This is a genomic window from Microbaculum marinisediminis (assembly GCF_025397915.1).
Taxonomy (GTDB): Bacteria; Pseudomonadota; Alphaproteobacteria; order Rhizobiales; family Tepidamorphaceae; genus Microbaculum; species Microbaculum marinisediminis.
This window is the reverse complement of record NZ_JALIDZ010000001.1, coordinates 617022-632493: the sequence shown is the minus strand read 5'-3', so window position 1 is coordinate 632493 and position 15472 is coordinate 617022. Positions and strand designations below refer to the sequence as shown.

The 15472-nt window shown below is 67.1% G+C and carries 15 protein-coding genes; 9 read left to right on the top strand and 6 right to left on the bottom strand.

Going from position 1 to position 15472, the window contains the following annotated elements:
• Positions 1–4: 4 nt before the first annotated feature.
• Positions 5–733, bottom strand: coding sequence for a 3-deoxy-manno-octulosonate cytidylyltransferase (locus MUB46_RS03180; RefSeq protein ID WP_261614404.1), 729 nt, complete (start codon positions 731–733; stop codon positions 5–7).
• Positions 734–900: 167 nt separating this feature from the next.
• On the opposite strand from MUB46_RS03180, the gene MUB46_RS03175 reads away from it, so the two are divergent.
• The 9 genes from MUB46_RS03175 (at position 901) to MUB46_RS03135 (ending at position 11502) form a co-directional block, all read left to right on the top strand.
• On the top strand, positions 901–1455 hold the full coding sequence (locus MUB46_RS03175) for a c-type cytochrome (protein ID WP_261614403.1): 555 nt from the start codon (positions 901–903) through the stop codon (positions 1453–1455).
• Positions 1456–1672: 217 nt separating this feature from the next.
• Positions 1673–3526 (top strand): extracellular solute-binding protein, encoded by a 1854-nt coding sequence (locus MUB46_RS03170; RefSeq protein ID WP_261614402.1) that lies wholly within the window; start codon positions 1673–1675, stop codon positions 3524–3526.
• Between the two features lie 7 nt (positions 3527–3533).
• On the top strand, positions 3534–5411 hold the full coding sequence (locus MUB46_RS03165) for an extracellular solute-binding protein (protein WP_261614401.1): 1878 nt from the start codon (positions 3534–3536) through the stop codon (positions 5409–5411).
• 3 nt (positions 5412–5414) lie between these two features.
• Positions 5415–6527: a microcin C ABC transporter permease YejB gene (locus MUB46_RS03160; protein ID WP_261614400.1), complete on the top strand. Its 1113-nt coding sequence runs from the start codon at positions 5415–5417 to the stop codon at positions 6525–6527.
• A gap of 285 nt (positions 6528–6812) precedes the next feature.
• Positions 6813–7997, top strand: coding sequence for an ABC transporter permease (locus tag MUB46_RS03155; RefSeq protein WP_261614445.1), 1185 nt, complete (start codon positions 6813–6815; stop codon positions 7995–7997).
• A gap of 37 nt (positions 7998–8034) precedes the next feature.
• Positions 8035–8271 (top strand): hypothetical protein, encoded by a 237-nt coding sequence (locus MUB46_RS03150; protein WP_261614399.1) that lies wholly within the window; start codon positions 8035–8037, stop codon positions 8269–8271.
• Positions 8271–8774, top strand: coding sequence for a type II toxin-antitoxin system VapC family toxin (locus MUB46_RS03145; RefSeq protein ID WP_261614398.1), 504 nt, complete (start codon positions 8271–8273; stop codon positions 8772–8774). The genes MUB46_RS03150 and MUB46_RS03145 overlap by 1 nt, the downstream gene beginning before the upstream one ends.
• Positions 8771–10405, top strand: coding sequence for an ABC transporter ATP-binding protein (locus MUB46_RS03140; protein ID WP_261614397.1), 1635 nt, complete (start codon positions 8771–8773; stop codon positions 10403–10405). Before MUB46_RS03145 ends, MUB46_RS03140 begins: the two co-directional genes overlap by 4 nt.
• A 155-nt stretch (positions 10406–10560) precedes the next feature.
• The gene (locus tag MUB46_RS03135) at positions 10561–11502 is read left to right on the top strand and encodes a 2-hydroxyacid dehydrogenase (protein ID WP_261614396.1); all 942 of its coding nucleotides are present in this window, start codon (positions 10561–10563) and stop codon (positions 11500–11502) included.
• Positions 11503–11508: 6 nt separating this feature from the next.
• On the opposite strand, the gene MUB46_RS03130 is transcribed toward MUB46_RS03135, so the two are convergent.
• The 5 genes from MUB46_RS03130 to MUB46_RS03110 all read right to left on the bottom strand — a co-directional run bounded on the left by MUB46_RS03130 (position 11509) and on the right by MUB46_RS03110 (position 15396).
• Positions 11509–12564 (bottom strand): class I SAM-dependent methyltransferase, encoded by a 1056-nt coding sequence (locus MUB46_RS03130; protein WP_261614395.1) that lies wholly within the window; start codon positions 12562–12564, stop codon positions 11509–11511.
• A gap of 97 nt (positions 12565–12661) precedes the next feature.
• Positions 12662–13693 carry a VIT1/CCC1 transporter family protein gene (locus MUB46_RS03125; RefSeq protein ID WP_261614394.1) on the bottom strand — a complete coding sequence of 344 codons (1032 nt, stop codon included), beginning with the start codon at positions 13691–13693 and terminating at the stop codon, positions 12662–12664.
• 46 nt (positions 13694–13739) lie between these two features.
• A complete protein-coding gene (locus MUB46_RS03120) occupies positions 13740–14207 on the bottom strand; it encodes a GNAT family N-acetyltransferase (protein ID WP_261614393.1) in 468 nt (155 codons plus the stop codon).
• Positions 14204–15049, bottom strand: a complete 846-nt coding sequence (locus MUB46_RS03115) for a C40 family peptidase (RefSeq protein WP_261614392.1) — start codon at positions 15047–15049, stop codon at positions 14204–14206. Before MUB46_RS03115 ends, MUB46_RS03120 begins: the two co-directional genes overlap by 4 nt.
• On the bottom strand, positions 15046–15396 hold the full coding sequence (locus MUB46_RS03110) for a MarR family transcriptional regulator (RefSeq protein ID WP_261614391.1): 351 nt from the start codon (positions 15394–15396) through the stop codon (positions 15046–15048). The genes MUB46_RS03115 and MUB46_RS03110 overlap by 4 nt, the downstream gene beginning before the upstream one ends.
• Between the last annotated feature and the right edge of the window lie 76 nt (positions 15397–15472).

The window sequence follows — 15472 nt, the reverse complement described above, 5'->3', positions numbered from 1 at the left end:
GCGATCATCCGCCGAAACGGCGACGGGCCTGCTCAAGATCGGCCGGAGTATCGACGCCGACCGGAACCGTGTCAACGAGCCCGATATCGATCCGCATCCCGGCTTCCAGCGCGCGCAGCTGCTCGAGGCGCTCGCGCTTTTCCAGCGGGGAGGGCGGCAGGGCGACGAAGCGGGTCAGCGCGGCGCGCCGCCAGGCATAGATGCCGATGTGATGATACAGCGGCCCCTCGCCCCAGGGCGCGGTGGCGCGGGTGAAGTAGAGCGCCCGCAGTCGTTTCGGCGCGATCTGCGTGCCGATCGCCTTGACCACGTTCGGATCCTCGCGCTCGTCGACATCGACGATCTCGGCGGCGAAGGTGGCGATATCGACCTGTTTGTCGCCGATCAGATCGGCGGCGGCGCGGACGACCTCCGGATCGAGATCGGGAAGATCGCCCTGCAGGTTGATGACCGTGTCGAAGGCGCCGTCCGGGTCCCTGGTCTGCAGGGCCTCGTTGATCCGGTCCGAACCGGAGGGATGATCGGCCCTCGTCAGCACGGCCTCGCCGCCGGCGGCGCGAATCGCCTGCGCGACCGCCTCGGTGTCGGTCGCGACCGCGACCGGACCGACGCCGGCGGCGACGGCGCGTTCGTAGACGCGGACGATCATCGGTTTGCCTGCGATATCGGCCAGCGGTTTGCCTGGCAGCCGGGTCGAGGCCATTCGGGCCGGAATCAGCACGAGCGCCGCCATCGGCACCTCCGCAAAAACATCGGGATTCTTGGGCTGCGTCCTTTATACATGTTGCCTTCCCGGGGCAATTGCGGCTATTTCTCTGCCCGACTTTCCGGACACGCGGTCCGGCTGCGGCCGGTCGTGCGGTTCTTGCGCAAGACCTTAGATCCTGGAGTGCGGAGCGAATGGACAGCTTCGAATTCAACAAATTCGCTGGCGCGATCCTGTTCACCCTGCTGGTGACCCTGGGCGTCGGCATCCTCGCCGAAGAGCTGTTCACCCCTCATCAGCCCGAGAAACCGGGCTACGAGGTCGCCGTCGTCGAGGGGGGCGAGGCCGGCGAGGCCGAGGCCCAGACCGAGGAAGTGGTCGAGCTTCCGGTCCTGCTTGCCGCCGCCGACGTCGCCGCCGGCGAAAAGGCTGCCAAGAAGTGCGTGGCCTGCCACACCTTCGACAACGGTGGCGCCGACAAGGTCGGTCCGAATCTCTGGGGCGTCGTCGGCCGCACGATCGGCGGGCACGACGGCTTCGCGTATTCGGACGCGATGAAGGAGCATGGCAACGCCGACGGCGCGACCTGGACCTTCGCCAATCTCGACCATTTCCTGGCCGACCCGAAGGGCTTCGTTCCGGGGACCAAGATGGCCTTCGCCGGCGTCAGGAAGCCGACGGAACGGGCGGACCTGCTGGTCTACCTGCAGTCGCTGTCCGACAGCCCGGAGCCGCTGCCCACGCAGTAAGGCGGGGCAGATCGGGCCGACCGATCGCCAGTATCGACGACGACGACGCCCGCCGCGGTCTCCCCGGCGGGCGTTTTCGTTGGCGGGCGTTTTCGTTTACGGGCGATTTCCTCGGGCGCGGCTGCGAACCGAATTAAATTTCCGTCATAAACGTGCGAAGCACCCGAAACGGTTTAGATTAGGGGCAAGCGTCGAAGACAAGAGGGGAACGAGAGCGATGCCGAGTCCGATCCGACGGATCGCCATGGCGGCCGCGCTGGCCATGTTTGCAACGCCTTTCGCCGCGGGCGTCCAGGCCCAGGACGGCGAATGGAAGCACGGCTCGTCGCTGTTCGGGGACGTCAAGTATCCCGCCGATTTCGCCCATTTCGACTACGTCAACCCGGATGCGCCCAAGGGCGGAACCTTTCGTCAGTCGGCGACCGGCACCTTCGACACGCTCAACCCCTTCAACATCAAGGGCACGCCCGCGGCCGGGTCGGCGCTGATATACGACTCGCTGATGACGAACTCGATGGACGAGCCCAGCAGCGAGTACGGCCTGATCGCCGAGGCCATGTCCTATCCGCCCGACTATTCCTCCGTCACCTTCAGGCTTCGGCCGGAGGCGCGCTGGCACGACGGCGAGCCGATCACCGTCGAGGACGTGATCTGGAGCCTCGATGCGCTGAAGAAGACCCATCCCTTCTACAACGCCTATTATCGCAACATCGTCTCCGCCGAGAAGACCGGCGACAACGAGGTGACCTTCACCTTCGACCAGACCGGCAATCGCGAGCTGCCGCAGATCACCGGCCAGCTCTACGTGCTGCCGAAGCACTACTGGGAAGGCACCGACGCCAAGGGCAACAAGCGCGATTTCGCCGCCTCCACGCTGGAGCCGCCGCTCGGCTCCGGCCCCTATCGCATCAAGGAGGTGAAGCCGGGCCGGTCGATCAGCTACGCGCGCGTGCCCGACTACTGGGGCGCCGACCTGGCCGTGAATGTCGGCCAGAACAATTTCGACGAGATGCGCTACGAGTATTTCCGCGACATGACGATCGCGCTGGAGGCGTTCAAGGCCGACCAGTTCGACTTCCGCGTCGAAAACAGCGCCAAGCGCTGGGCCACCGGCTACGATTTCCCGGCGATGAAGCGCGGCGACGTCGTGCTCGAGGAGTTCGAGACCAAGAACGCCGAGCCGATGCAGGCCTTCGTGTTCAACCTGCGCCGGACGAAGTTCCAGGACCCGCGGGTGCGCCAGGCGTTCAACTACGCCTTCGACTTCGAATGGCTCAACGCCAACATCTTCTACGACCAGTATCAGCGCACCGCGAGCTTCTTCCAGAACTCCGAGCTGGCCGCCACGGGCCTGCCTGAGGGCAGGGAGCTGGAGATCCTCGAGACGGTGCGCGATCAGGTGCCGCCCGAGGTCTTCACCAAGGTCTACGAGAACCCGGTCGGCGGCGATACACGCCAGGTGCGCAAGAATCTGCGCGAGGCCGCCGGGCTGCTCAAGGAAGCCGGCTGGGAGGTCAAAAACGGCGCCCTGGTCAACGTGGAGACCGGGGAACCGTTCACGGTCGAGTTCCTCAACGACCAGCCCGATTCCGAGCGCGTGCTCTCGCCCTACATCCAGAATCTCGAGCGGCTCGGCATCAAGGCCACGATCCGCACCGTCGATACCTCGCAGTATCGCAACCGCATGGACAATTTCGACTTCGACATGACCACGTCGATGTTCGCCCAGTCGCTGTCGCCCGGCAACGAGCAGCGCGACTTCTGGGGCTCGGCCGCCGCCGACGCGCCGGCCAGCCGCAACGTGATCGGCATCAAGAACCCGGCAGTCGACGCGCTGGTCGACGAGATCATCTTCGCCAAGGACCGCGAGACGCTGGTCGCCGCCTCGAAGGCGCTCGACCGGGTGCTGCTGTGGAACCACTATCTGGTGCCCGAGTTCCACACCCCCGTCATCCGCACCGCGCGCTGGAACCGCTTTGGCCTGCCCGAGATCCAGCCTGACTACGGCGTGTCGCCGTCGCTGTGGTGGTGGGACGCCGAGAAGGCGGCCGGCGTGAAGCAGGGCTCGTGAGCCGGCGATGGCGGCCCGCGGTCTCACCCGACGCGATCTGCTGGCCGGCGCCGCGGCGCTGGGCGGCGTGGCGGGACTTGGCGGCCGGCCGGCGACGGCGCAGGCCGTCGCCTCGGAGCGGCTGCACGGCCTGTCGGTCTTCGGCAACCTGAAATATCCCGCCGGGTTCGCGCAGTTCGACTATGTCGTCCCCGACGCGCCGAAGGGCGGGGTGCTGGCGATGGTGCCGTCGTCCTGGGCCTTCAACCAGAACCCGCAGACCTTCAACACGCTCAACACCCTGATCCTCAAGGGCGACGCGCCGGTCGGGCTGCACATCATCTTCGACACGCTGATGGTGCGCGCCTTCGACGAGCCGGACGCGGTCTACGGTCTCGTCGCCGAGGGCGTCGAGATCTCCGCCGACCGCAACACCTACCGCTTCTTCCTGCGGCCCGAGGCGCGCTGGCACGACGGCACGGCGCTGACCGCCGCCGACGTCGAGTTCTCGCTCAACACCCTCAAGCAGCAGGGCCATCCGCTGATCTCGCAGACGATCCGCGAGATGGTCGGCGCCAGGGCCGTTGGCGACCACGAGGTCGCGGTGACCTTCACCGGCAAGCAGGCGCGCGATCTCGCCCAGACCGTCGCCACGCTGCCGATCATCTCCAGGGCCTACTACCAGACGCAGCCGTTCGACCAGACGACGATGCAGCCGCCGCTCGCCTCCGGTCCCTACCGGGTCGGCAAGTTCGACGCCGGCCGCTACATCGACTACGACCGGGTCGCGGACTATTGGGCCAGGGACCTGCCCGTCGTTCGCGGCCAGTACAATTTCGACACGCTGCGCTACGAGTTCTACCGCGACCGCGACGTCGCCTTCGAGGCGTTCAAGGCGGGCCGCTATTTCTTCCGCGAGGAATTCACGTCACGGGTCTGGGCCACCGGCTACGATTTCCCCGCCGTCGACGACGGCCGGGTCACGCTGGCGACGATCGCCGACGACACGCCGTCGGGCGCGCAGGGGTGGTTCCTGAACACGCGGCGGCAGAAGTTCGCCGACCCGCGCGTGCGCGAAGCGCTGATCTACGCCTTCGATTTCGAATGGACCAACCGCACGCTGTTCTACGACCTGTACCGGCGCAGCCATTCCTACTTCCAGAATTCCGACATGATGGCCGAGGGGCCGCCGAGCGAGGCCGAGCTGGCGCTGCTGGAGCCCTGGCGCGGCAAGGTGCCGGACGAGGTGTTCGGCGCGCCGTTTACCCCGCCGGTGTCCGACGGTTCCGGTCAGGACCGCAAGCTGCTGCGGCACGCGACGAGGCTTTTGAAGGAGGCCGGCTGGTCGATCGACGGCGGCGCCCTTAAGAACGCGGCCGGCGAGACGCTGACGATCGAATTCCTCGACAACGACGGCTCGTTCGAGCGCGTCGTCCAGCCCTATATCCGCAACCTGAAGGTGCTCGGCATCGAGGCCAGCTTCCGCATCGTCGACGCCTCCCAGTACCAGAGCCGGTTGAACGATTTCGACTACGACCTGATCACCCGGCGCTACTCCATGTCGCCGACGCCGGGCGAGGGGATCAAGCAGTTCTGGACGAGCCCGTCGGCAACGGTGCCGGGTTCCAACAATCTCTCGGGAATCGCCGATCCGGCGATCGACGCCCTGACCGACATCGTCATCAACGCCGAGACCCGGGACGAGCAGGTGACGGCCGCCCGCGCGCTGGACCGCCTCCTGCGCGCCGGCCGCTACTGGGTGCCGCACTGGTACAAGGCGGTCCACAACCTGGCCTACTGGGACGTCTACGACCGGCCGGAGGAGAAGCCGCGCTATGCCCGCGGCGTCGTCGAGACCTGGTGGCTGAACGCCGACAGGGCCGCGAAGCTCGGCAAGGGGGTGTAAGCGATGGGTGCCTATATCCTCCGCCGCGTGCTGCTGATGATCCCGACGCTGCTCGGGATCATGTTCGTGTCCTTCGTGATCGTGCAGTTCGCCCCCGGTGGTCCGATCGAGCGGGTGATCGCCCAGCTTCAGGGCACCGAGGTTTCGGCGACCGCGCGCATCGGCGGCGGCGCCGGCGGCGAGGTGGGTGGCGCCGGCTCGGGCGCGTCCGGCGCCTCCGAACCGATCCAGTCGAAATACCGGGGCGCGCAGGGGCTCGATCCGGAATTCATCCAGGAGCTCGAGCGCCAATACGGCTTCGACAAGCCGGCGCACGAACGCTTCCTGCAGATGCTGTGGAACTACATTCGCTTCGATTTCGGCGAGAGCTATTTCCGCGACATATCCGTCGTCGACCTGATCGTCGAGAAGATGCCCGTGTCGATCTCGCTCGGCATCTGGATGATGTTCATCTCCTACATGATCTCGATCCCGCTTGGCATCGCCAAGGCGGTGCGCGACGGCACCCGGTTCGACACCTGGACGTCGGCGATCGTCATCGTCGGCTACGCGATCCCCGGCTTCCTGTTCGCCGTGCTGCTGATCGTGCTGTTCGCCGGCGGCAGCTTCCTCGACTGGTTCCCGCTGCGCGGCCTCGTCTCCGACAATTGGGACAGCCTGCCCTGGTACCAGAAGATCACCGACTACTTCTGGCACCTGACGCTGCCGATCATCTCGATGGCGCTCGGCGCCTTCGCCACGACGACGCTTCTGACCAAGAACTCGTTCCTCGACGAGATCCGCAAGCAATATGTGATGACGGCGCGGATGAAGGGCCTGACCGAGCGCCAGGTGCTCTACGGCCACGTCTTCCGCAACGCCATGCTGATCATCATCGCCGGGTTCCCGGGGGCCTTCATCTCGGCTTTCTTCGCCGGCTCGCTCCTGATCGAGACGATCTTCTCCCTCGACGGGCTCGGCCTGCTATCGTTTGAATCGATCGTCAACCGCGACTATCCGGTCGTCTTCGCCACGCTCTACATCTTCTCGCTGATGGGGCTCATCGTGAACCTCGTCTCCGACCTCACCTACACCTGGGTCGATCCGCGCATCGACTTCGAGTCGCGGGAGGTTTAGAGCCCTTCATGACCAAATCGAGACAATTCTGTTTGCGAACGGCGAGGCGATCCGGCGTCGAGATCGACGAAGGGCGATGCGGGGTATCGGCCAAGGAGAGCTCGGCGTCGGGCGCGCGCCGCTCGCGAACCCCCAATATATTGGACAGGGGGGACGGGCGCTTTCGGGCCAATGCCGGCGCCGTCGTCCTCGACCGTATCCGGATACGGCCTTCGGTCGCCAGCTTGGCCTTGACCCGAAATCGCCACGTCAGAATGGCTCGATTTGGTCATGAAGGGCTCTAGCATGGAAGCCTTCGTCAATCCGGAATCGCTGCCGCGCGACCAGCAGGCCGCAACGGCCGACGCCGCGCCGCCGAAGCGCGGCCGCTTCACCCTGTCGCCGATCAACGAGCGGCGCTGGCGGAACTTCAAGTCGCACCGGCGCGGCTGCTGGTCGTTCTGGGCCTTCATGGTCCTGTTCGTCCTGAGCCTGTTCGCCGAGTTCATCGCCAACGACAAGCCGATCCTCGTCCGCTACGACGGCGCCAGTTACATGCCGATCTTCTCCTTCTATCCGGAGACGGCGTTCGGCGGCGACTTCGAGACCGAGGCCGACTATCGCGATCCCTTCGTGCAGGAACTGATCCATGAGTCGGGCGGCTGGATCCTGTGGCCGCCGGTCCGCTACAGCTACCGCACCGTCGACAACGAGATCCCGGTTCCCGCGCCGGCGCCGCCGTTCTGGCTGATGGATCTGGAGCAGCGCTGCCAGGGCTATCCCGACGGGGTGAACGATCCCAACTGCACCATCGGCAACTGGCACTGGCTCGGCACCGACGACCAGGCGCGCGACGTCGTCGCCCGCCTGATCTACGGGTTCCGCATCTCGGTGCTGTTCGGCCTGGTGTTGACCATCGTGTCCTCGGTGGTCGGCGTCGCCGCCGGTGCGGTGCAGGGCTATTTCGGCGGCTGGACCGACCTGATCTTCCAGCGGTTCCTGGAGATCTGGACGTCGATCCCCTCGCTCTACCTGCTGATCATCATCGCCGCGGTGATCGAGCCGAACTTCTGGATCCTGCTCGGCATCCTCCTGCTGTTCTCCTGGGTGGCGCTGGTCGGGGTGGTGCGCGCGGAATTCCTGCGCGGGCGCAACTTCGAGTACATCGCCGCCGCCCGGGCGCTTGGCGTGGGCAACGCCACGATCATGTGGCGGCATCTGCTGCCCAACGCCATGGTGGCGACGCTGACCTTCATGCCGTTCATTCTCAACGGCTCGATCACGACGCTGACCTCGCTCGACTTCCTCGGTTTCGGCCTGCCGCCGGGCTCGCCGTCGCTCGGCGAGCTGCTGGCGCAGGGCAAGTCGAACCTGCAGGCGCCCTGGCTCGGCCTCACCGGCTTCTTCGTCATCGCCATCATGCTGAGCCTTCTGATCTTCGTCGGCGAGGCGGTGCGCGACGCCTTCGATCCCAGAAAGACGTTCCGGTGAGGGGCGTGGTACGATCGGCGGCGAAGGAGGGCGTGCGATGAACAGGATCGTGAAGAAGCACTATCCCGCCTCGAAACTGCCGGAGGATCTGCGGGAGGGCCTCGAGACGGGGGAGAACGTCCAGGTCACGGTCACCATCGAGGAAGAACGCGAGCCGCTGACACACGAGCAGTTGGAGGCGATGCTTCTCGAAGCTCGGCGGCATGCCAAAGGCGTATCGACAGAGGAAGCCGTTGCTCGCATTCGGGAGCTGCGTGATGAGTGGGATGATTGATGGTCGAGGTGGAGCGCCTTTATCTCGACACCAATATCTTTATTCGCCTGTTCGAGGGAGCGGACGAGTTAAGTCAGAAGCTCACCGAACTCCTTATATCGGGAACGGCAGGGCAAAGTCCGTTTCGCGTAACGAGCGAATTGACGGTCGCCGAGCTGGTCGTGGCGCCATTCAGATCGCACGATGACAGGATGCTGCGCCTTTACCGGAACTGGACTCAGACAAACTCATACCTGGAGGTCGTCCCGGTCGAGTACTCGAATCTTTGGCATGCCGGAGTGTTGCGCGCAACGTATCTAGGTTTGAAGCTGCCTGATGCAATTCATGTTTCGACCGCGATCGGCGCTCGATGCAGCCATATTCTAACGGCGGATCAACGAATCTCCGATGACTACCGACTGGACTATGAATGGGACGGGCACAGGATTGGGCCGCGTAAAATTGAGGTCCTCCGCCCGGACGTTCCAACAATCGAAATGTTGATCGAACAGGTCTCGCGATGAGCACCGACGAACCTCTCCTCTCCGTCAAAGGTCTCGCCGTCGACTTCCGCCAGGCCGGCAGGGTGACGCATGCGGTGCGGGGCGTCTCGTTTGACATCGCAAGGGGCGAGACCGTCGCGCTCGTCGGCGAGTCCGGCTCCGGCAAGTCGGTCACCGCGCTGTCGATCCTGAAGCTCCTGCCCTATCCGCCCGCCGAGCACCCCTCCGGCGAGATCTGGTTCAAGGGCGAGAACCTGATGGACGAGGACGAGCGCGACCTGCGCCGCGTCCGCGGCAACGACATCACCATGGTGTTCCAGGAGCCGATGTCCTCGCTCAATCCGCTGCACACGGTCGAGCGGCAGATCGGCGAGATACTGAAGATCCATCGGGGTATGTCGGATACCGCCGCCCGCAAGCGCGTGATCGAGCTTCTGACCCAGGTCGGCATCCGCGAGCCGGAGACGCGGCTCGGCAGCTATCCCCATCAGCTTTCCGGCGGGCAGCGCCAGCGCGTGATGATCGCCATGGCGCTCGCCAACGATCCCGACCTCCTGATCGCCGACGAGCCGACGACGGCGCTCGATGTCACCGTGCAGGCGCAGATCCTGAAGCTGCTCAAGGAGCTTCAGGACAAGCACGGCATGGCGATCCTGCTGATCACCCACGACCTCGGCATCGTGCGCAAGGTCGCCGACCGGGTCTGCGTCATGACCCAGGGCCAGATCGTCGAGCAGGGCGTGACCGGGGACGTCTACGACAACCCGCAGCACGACTATACCCGGCACCTGCTGGCCGCCGAGCCGAAGGGCGAGCCGCCGCAGGCCGATCCCTCCGCTCCGGTCGTGATGAAGGGCGACAACATCAAGGTGTGGTTCCCGATCAAGCGCGGCCTGTTCCGCAAGACCGTCGGCCACATCAAGGCGGTCGACGGCGTCGACGTGACGGTGCGCGAGGGCCAGACCCTGGGCGTCGTCGGCGAATCCGGGTCTGGCAAGACGACGCTGGGGCTCGCGCTGCTTCGCATGATCTCGAGCGAAGGCCGGATCGTCTGCCTCGGTAACGAGATCGACCGCTTCTCCTTCGGCGAGATGCGCGGCCTGCGTGATCGCATGCAGATCGTGTTCCAGGATCCCTACGGCTCGCTGAGCCCGCGCATGTCGATCGCCGAGATCGTCGGCGAGGGGCTGAAGGTGCACGAGCCCGGCCTTTCCTACGAGGACCGCCGCCGCCGTGTCGCCGAGGCGCTCGCCGAGGTCGGCATCGACCCGGCCACCATGGACCGCTATCCGCACGAATTCTCCGGCGGCCAGCGGCAGCGCATCGCGGTCGCCCGCGCCATGGTGCTGGAGCCGAAGTTCGTCATGCTGGACGAGCCGACAAGCGCCCTCGACATGAGCGTGCAGGCGCAGATCGTCGACCTGCTGCGCGATCTTCAGAAGCGCCACGGCCTCGCCTACATGTTCATCAGCCACGACCTCAAGGTGGTCCGCGCGCTCGCCAACGACGTTATCGTCCTGCGCGCCGGCAAGGTGGTCGAGCACGGCCCGGCCAAGAAGATATTCGAGCACCCCGAGACTGATTACACCCGGGCGCTGATGGCCGCCGCCTTCGACATCGAGGCGGCGCCGGAGGGCGTGGTCGCGCAATAGGCCGCGCGATAGGCAGCCGCGGGTTGATTGACGCGGATCGATCGGTCAGGAGTCCCATCGGATAACCGGCGCCGCCGATTCTCCTGCTTCGGTCTGGACCGGGGGAGGGCGATCGGGCGGCGCGCTCTTGCACCGCAGACGAGGCTACGCAGACGATGTCGATCCTTCTTGCCGTACAGGACTGGGACAGTGCCGGCTGGGTCGCCCGGTTCAAGCGGAACGCGCCCGACCGCGAGATCCGCCTGTGGCCGGATGCGACCGACTACAGGGGCGTGCGCTACGCGGTGTGCTGGAAGCCGCCGCAGGGGCTGCTGGCGAAGCTGCCCGATCTCGAGGTGATGTTCTCGCTCGGCGCCGGCGTCGACGCGATGATGCACGATCCCGAGCTGCCCGACGTGCCGCTGGTCCGCATCGTCGACCCGAGCCTCACCGGCCGCATGACCGAATGGGTGGTGCTGCAGGTGCTGATGCATCATCGCCGGCAGCGGGTCCACGACGCCCATCAGCGCGACAAGCTGTGGGGACGCGTCCCCCAGCCGGCGGCCGACGCGGTCGGCGTCGGCATCATGGGGCTCGGCGTCCTCGGCCGGGACGCGGCGGAGAAGCTGATCGGGCTCGGCTTCGACGTCGCCGGCTGGAGCCGGACGCCCAAGGACATCGCGGGCGTGACCTGTTTCCACGGCGAGGACGGCCTGCGCCCGTTCCTCGCCCGCACCGACATTCTCGTCGTGCTGCTGCCGCTGACGCCCGACACGCAGGCGATGATCGACTTCGATCTGCTCGGCGGCCTGCGCACCGACAATCACATGGGCGGCGCGGTGCTGATCAATGCCGGGCGCGGCGGGTTGCAGGTCGAGGCCGATATCCTGCGCGCCCTTGCCGAGGGCAATCTGTCGGGGGCGACGCTGGACGTCTTCGTCGAAGAGCCGCTGCCGCCGGAAAGCCCGTTCTGGACCCATCCGAAGGTGACGGTGACGCCGCATGTCGCCGCCGAAAGCGACCCGGACTATCTGTGCACCTATATCCTGCGGCAGATCGAGAACTTCGAGGCCGGACGCCCGCTCGAGAACGTGGTCGATCGCTCGCTGGGCTACTGAGCCCGCCTACGGCCGCGCGGCGTAGAACAGGTTCGTCGCGCTGCGGATATCGAGCGGCTCGAAGCGGCTGAAGCCCGCCGCCCGCAGCAGCGCCTCGGTCTTCTTCGGCCCCATGCAGGTGCCGAGCCCCGGCCCGCCATTGGCGAGCGACTGCGTCATGCAGTGGAAGATCGAGAAGCCGTAGAACACGGTGCCGAGCGGGGTGATGTTGTCTTCCAGACGGTCGGCCGCCTTGGGCTCGGCGACGAACAGCGTCCCGTCTGGTTTCAGAAGTGCGCGGATCGCCTCGAGCGTGCCGCGGGGATCGGCGAGATCGTGGACGCAGTCGCAGGCCGTGATCAGGTCGAACCGCTCCTCGGGGCGGTAGGTGCCGACATCCTGGGCGACGAACGCGACCCGGTCCGCGAGCCCGGCGTCCTCCGCCTTCGCGCGCGCCTTTGAGATCGACTCCGCGTCGATGTCGAGGCCGACGACATGGGCATCCGGAAACGCCCTGGCGATCGCCAGGCTCGCCCGCCCGACGCCGCAGCCGAAGTCGAGCGCGCGGCCGCCGTCTTGCAGGCGCGCGACGACATCGGGCATGGCCGGAAGCCAGTAGTCGGTGAAGCGCTGCTCGTAGCTGCCCTGGTTCAGCATGTCGAGCGCGTGGATGCACTCGTCGCCGAACTCGGAGAAGGCGACCCCGCCGCCGGCCCGGAACGCCTCGGCCACCTTCGGCGCGACGCCCATCAGCGACGTCGCCATGTAGAACAGGCCGCCCATGAAGTGGTCGGTGCCTTCCGACGCCAGCAGATAGGCGTGTTCGTCGGCAAGCGCGTAGGTCTCCGCCGCGGCGTCGTAGTCGAGATAGCCGGCCGTCACCATGCCCTTCAGCCATTCCTCGACATAGCGCGGCTGCAGGCCGGACGCCGCGACGACATCGGCTTGGGACATCGCCCCGCGCCCGGCCATCCCGCGGAACAGCCCGTGCTTGACCCCGACATAGGCCATGGCCACGGCCATGGTGCCGGCCATGTCGTCGTAGACCTTGTCTGCGAACGACCGAATCCGTTCCTTGTCCATGGTGCATCTCCCCGATACGGCAACGCCGGGCCGGCGTGACCCGCCCGTGCCTGACTGGCCCGTGTTCGACCGGGCTCTATCGAGGCTGCCCGAAAACTCAGCCCGCCGCGACCCCGAATAGCGTGCCGATCGCATAGGTGGCCGCGCCGGCCAGCGCGCCGATCGTCACCATGCGCAGGCCGCCGGCCAGCGCGCCGCGCCCGGAAAACAGGCTCAACGCGGCACCGACGCCGAACAGCGCGACGGCCGCGAGTCCCGCGGCCATGGGGATCGCTTCCGTGCCGAAGCCCGCGAAGAAGGGCAGGAGCGGCAGGATCGCGCCCGCCGCGAAGGCGAGAAACGACCACAGCGCCGCGCCCCAGGGCGACCCCAGGTCGTCCGGATTGAGCCCGAGCTCCTCGCGGGCCAGGGTGTCGAGCGCGACCTCCGGGTCGGCCACGAGGCGCCGCCCGAGCGCGCGCGCCTCCTCCATCGGTATGCCGCGCGCGTTGTAGATCAGGGCGAGCTCCTCGGCTTCCTCGTCCGGATAGCGCTCCAGCTCGTCGCGTTCCTGGGCGATCTGGTATTCGAACATCTCGCGCTGCGAGCGCATCGAGATGTATTCGCCGGCGGCCATCGAGAACGCCCCGGCGAGCAGGCCGGCAACGCCAGTCAGAACGATCGCGCCGGGCTCCAGCGCCGCACCCGCGACGCCCATGACGAGGCTGGTATTCGAAACGAGCCCGTCGTTGACGCCGAACACCGCGGCGCGCAGTGCGCCGCCGCCCGCGCCTTTGTGCCGCCCGCCGATCTGCTCGACGGAGGTCGGCATGGCGTGCCCGGCCTCCGTCGCCGGGCCGGCGTAGACGGAAATGCCCCGGACCTTCGAGGCGGCCAGTATCGGCCGTGCGGCGCGGGGGCCGACCAGCCGCGCGACCCCGGCGACGACGCGCGCCCGCAGCGGCGGATGGTAGGTCGCCTCGCCCCCGGCTTCGGCTGCCAGGATCGCGGCCTGGCGTTCGGCCGCCTCCGCCATCGAGCGGAACAGGGCCTGCTTTGCCGGATCGGGTTCCGTCTCCGCCACGGCGCGCGACAGGTAGGCCGCCGTCTTCTCGGCGCGCCAGCGCTCCCGGATTGACATGTCGCCCATCGCTGAAGCTCCTTTTACAGACGCCAAGAATGCGGAGATCGCGCCGCTAGTCCAGCGCCATCTTCATGCCGACATGGCTCGCCGCGAACCCGAGGCTTTCGTAGAAGCGGTGCGCGTCCTTCCGCGACGTGTCGGAGGTGAGCTGCACCATTCCGCAATCGCGCTTCCGGCATTCCTCGATCGCCCAGGCCATCATCTGGCGGCCGAGGCCGCCGCCCCGCCGCGTACGGGCGACCCGCACCCCCTCGATCAGCCCGCACCACATGCCCTTGCGCGAAAGGCCGGGCTGGAAGGTGAGCTGCAGGCAGCCGACCACCTGACCGTCGACCTCGGCGACCGCGAGAACCTGGTTCGGGTCCGAATCGATCGCCTGGAAGGCATCCGTGTAGGCCGGCGACAGCGGCGTGGAGAGATCCTCGCGCGCCCGGCCCAGATCGTCGTCGGCGAGCAGGGCGACGATGGCGCCGACATCCGCCAGCCGCGCCCGGCGCAGCCGCGGCGACGGGCCGGTCATGGCCGCCGTACCGACGTCACCGCGAGCCCCGCCCGGGCGATGCGATCGACCGCGCCGTCGATCGGCTCGACGACCGTATCCATGTGATGGCCGTTGGCGTGGATCATGGTGCCGTCGCCGCGGGCAATCGCGACATGCCCCTTCCAGAACAGGAGGTCGCCGCGCTGGAGTCCGGTCAGATCATTGACGCCCAGATCCGTGCCGACGATCGCTTCCTGCATGTCTGTGTCGCGCGGGCAGGGCAGGCCGGCGGCGGTCATCGCCATCTGCACCAGCGCCGAGCAGTCGAGCCCGATCGAGGTGCGGCCGCCCCACAGATAGGGCGTCCCGAGAAAGCCTTCGGCGACGCCGACCCAGTCGGGTTCGGCGACATCGAGCGGGGCCAGATGGCGGGCATAGATGAAGCCGGCGTCGGTTCGCGCGAAATGCTCGTCGGCGGCGGTGACCGCGACGCGGGCGTTCATCGACACGAGCATCGACGGCGCCAGTTTGATGCTCGGTCCCGGGTAGACGAAGGTGCGCAGCGTCCGCACCCGGTGCGTCGGCGCCGCGCCGACGTCTCCCAGCGCCTCGCTCGGGCACCAGCCGACATAGCCGTCGCTGTCGAGCTTCACCCAGGCCCAGCCTTCGGCGGTCTCCTCGAAGACCAGGACCGTCTCGCCGTGCAGCAGTTCGGTGTCGAGAGCGGCGTCGCCGCGCGGATCGCGGCGCAGCGGCGCCGCGCCGGCGACCACCTGCTTCGGCGTTCCCGCGACGAAGCGCGCGGCCTCCACCTTGCCGCGAAGTCGCGCGTCGGCGAGGTCGGGGCGCGCGGCGGTGAGCCGCGGGTGCAAGTCGTTCATCGGTGGATCCCCGCCGCCTTGGCCGCGATCAGGTCGCCGAGCCGCTCGAGATAGAGCGCGCCGTCGACGGTGCGCTGGATGATCACGTTGCGCCGGTCGGTCTCGTCGCGGCGCCGGTTGACGAGGCCCTTCGCGCCCATCGTGTCGAGCGCCCGGGTGATGACCGGCTTGGTGACGCCGAGCTTGGCGGCGAGCCCGCGCACCGTGTGCGGCGGCGTCTCCAGGTAGATCGTCAGCAGGATCGCCATCTGGCGGGGCGACAGGTCATCCTCGCCGGCATGAACGAGGGCGAGTGCCACGTCGTGCCAGAGCTCGAGAGCCTGTGCGGGGCGCAGGTCGAAGGACATCGGTTACGCAATACGGAGCTTCGTTTCGTAGCCGTTATAAAATAGGGCGGGGTATCCCGGCAAGTCGTTCGGGCTT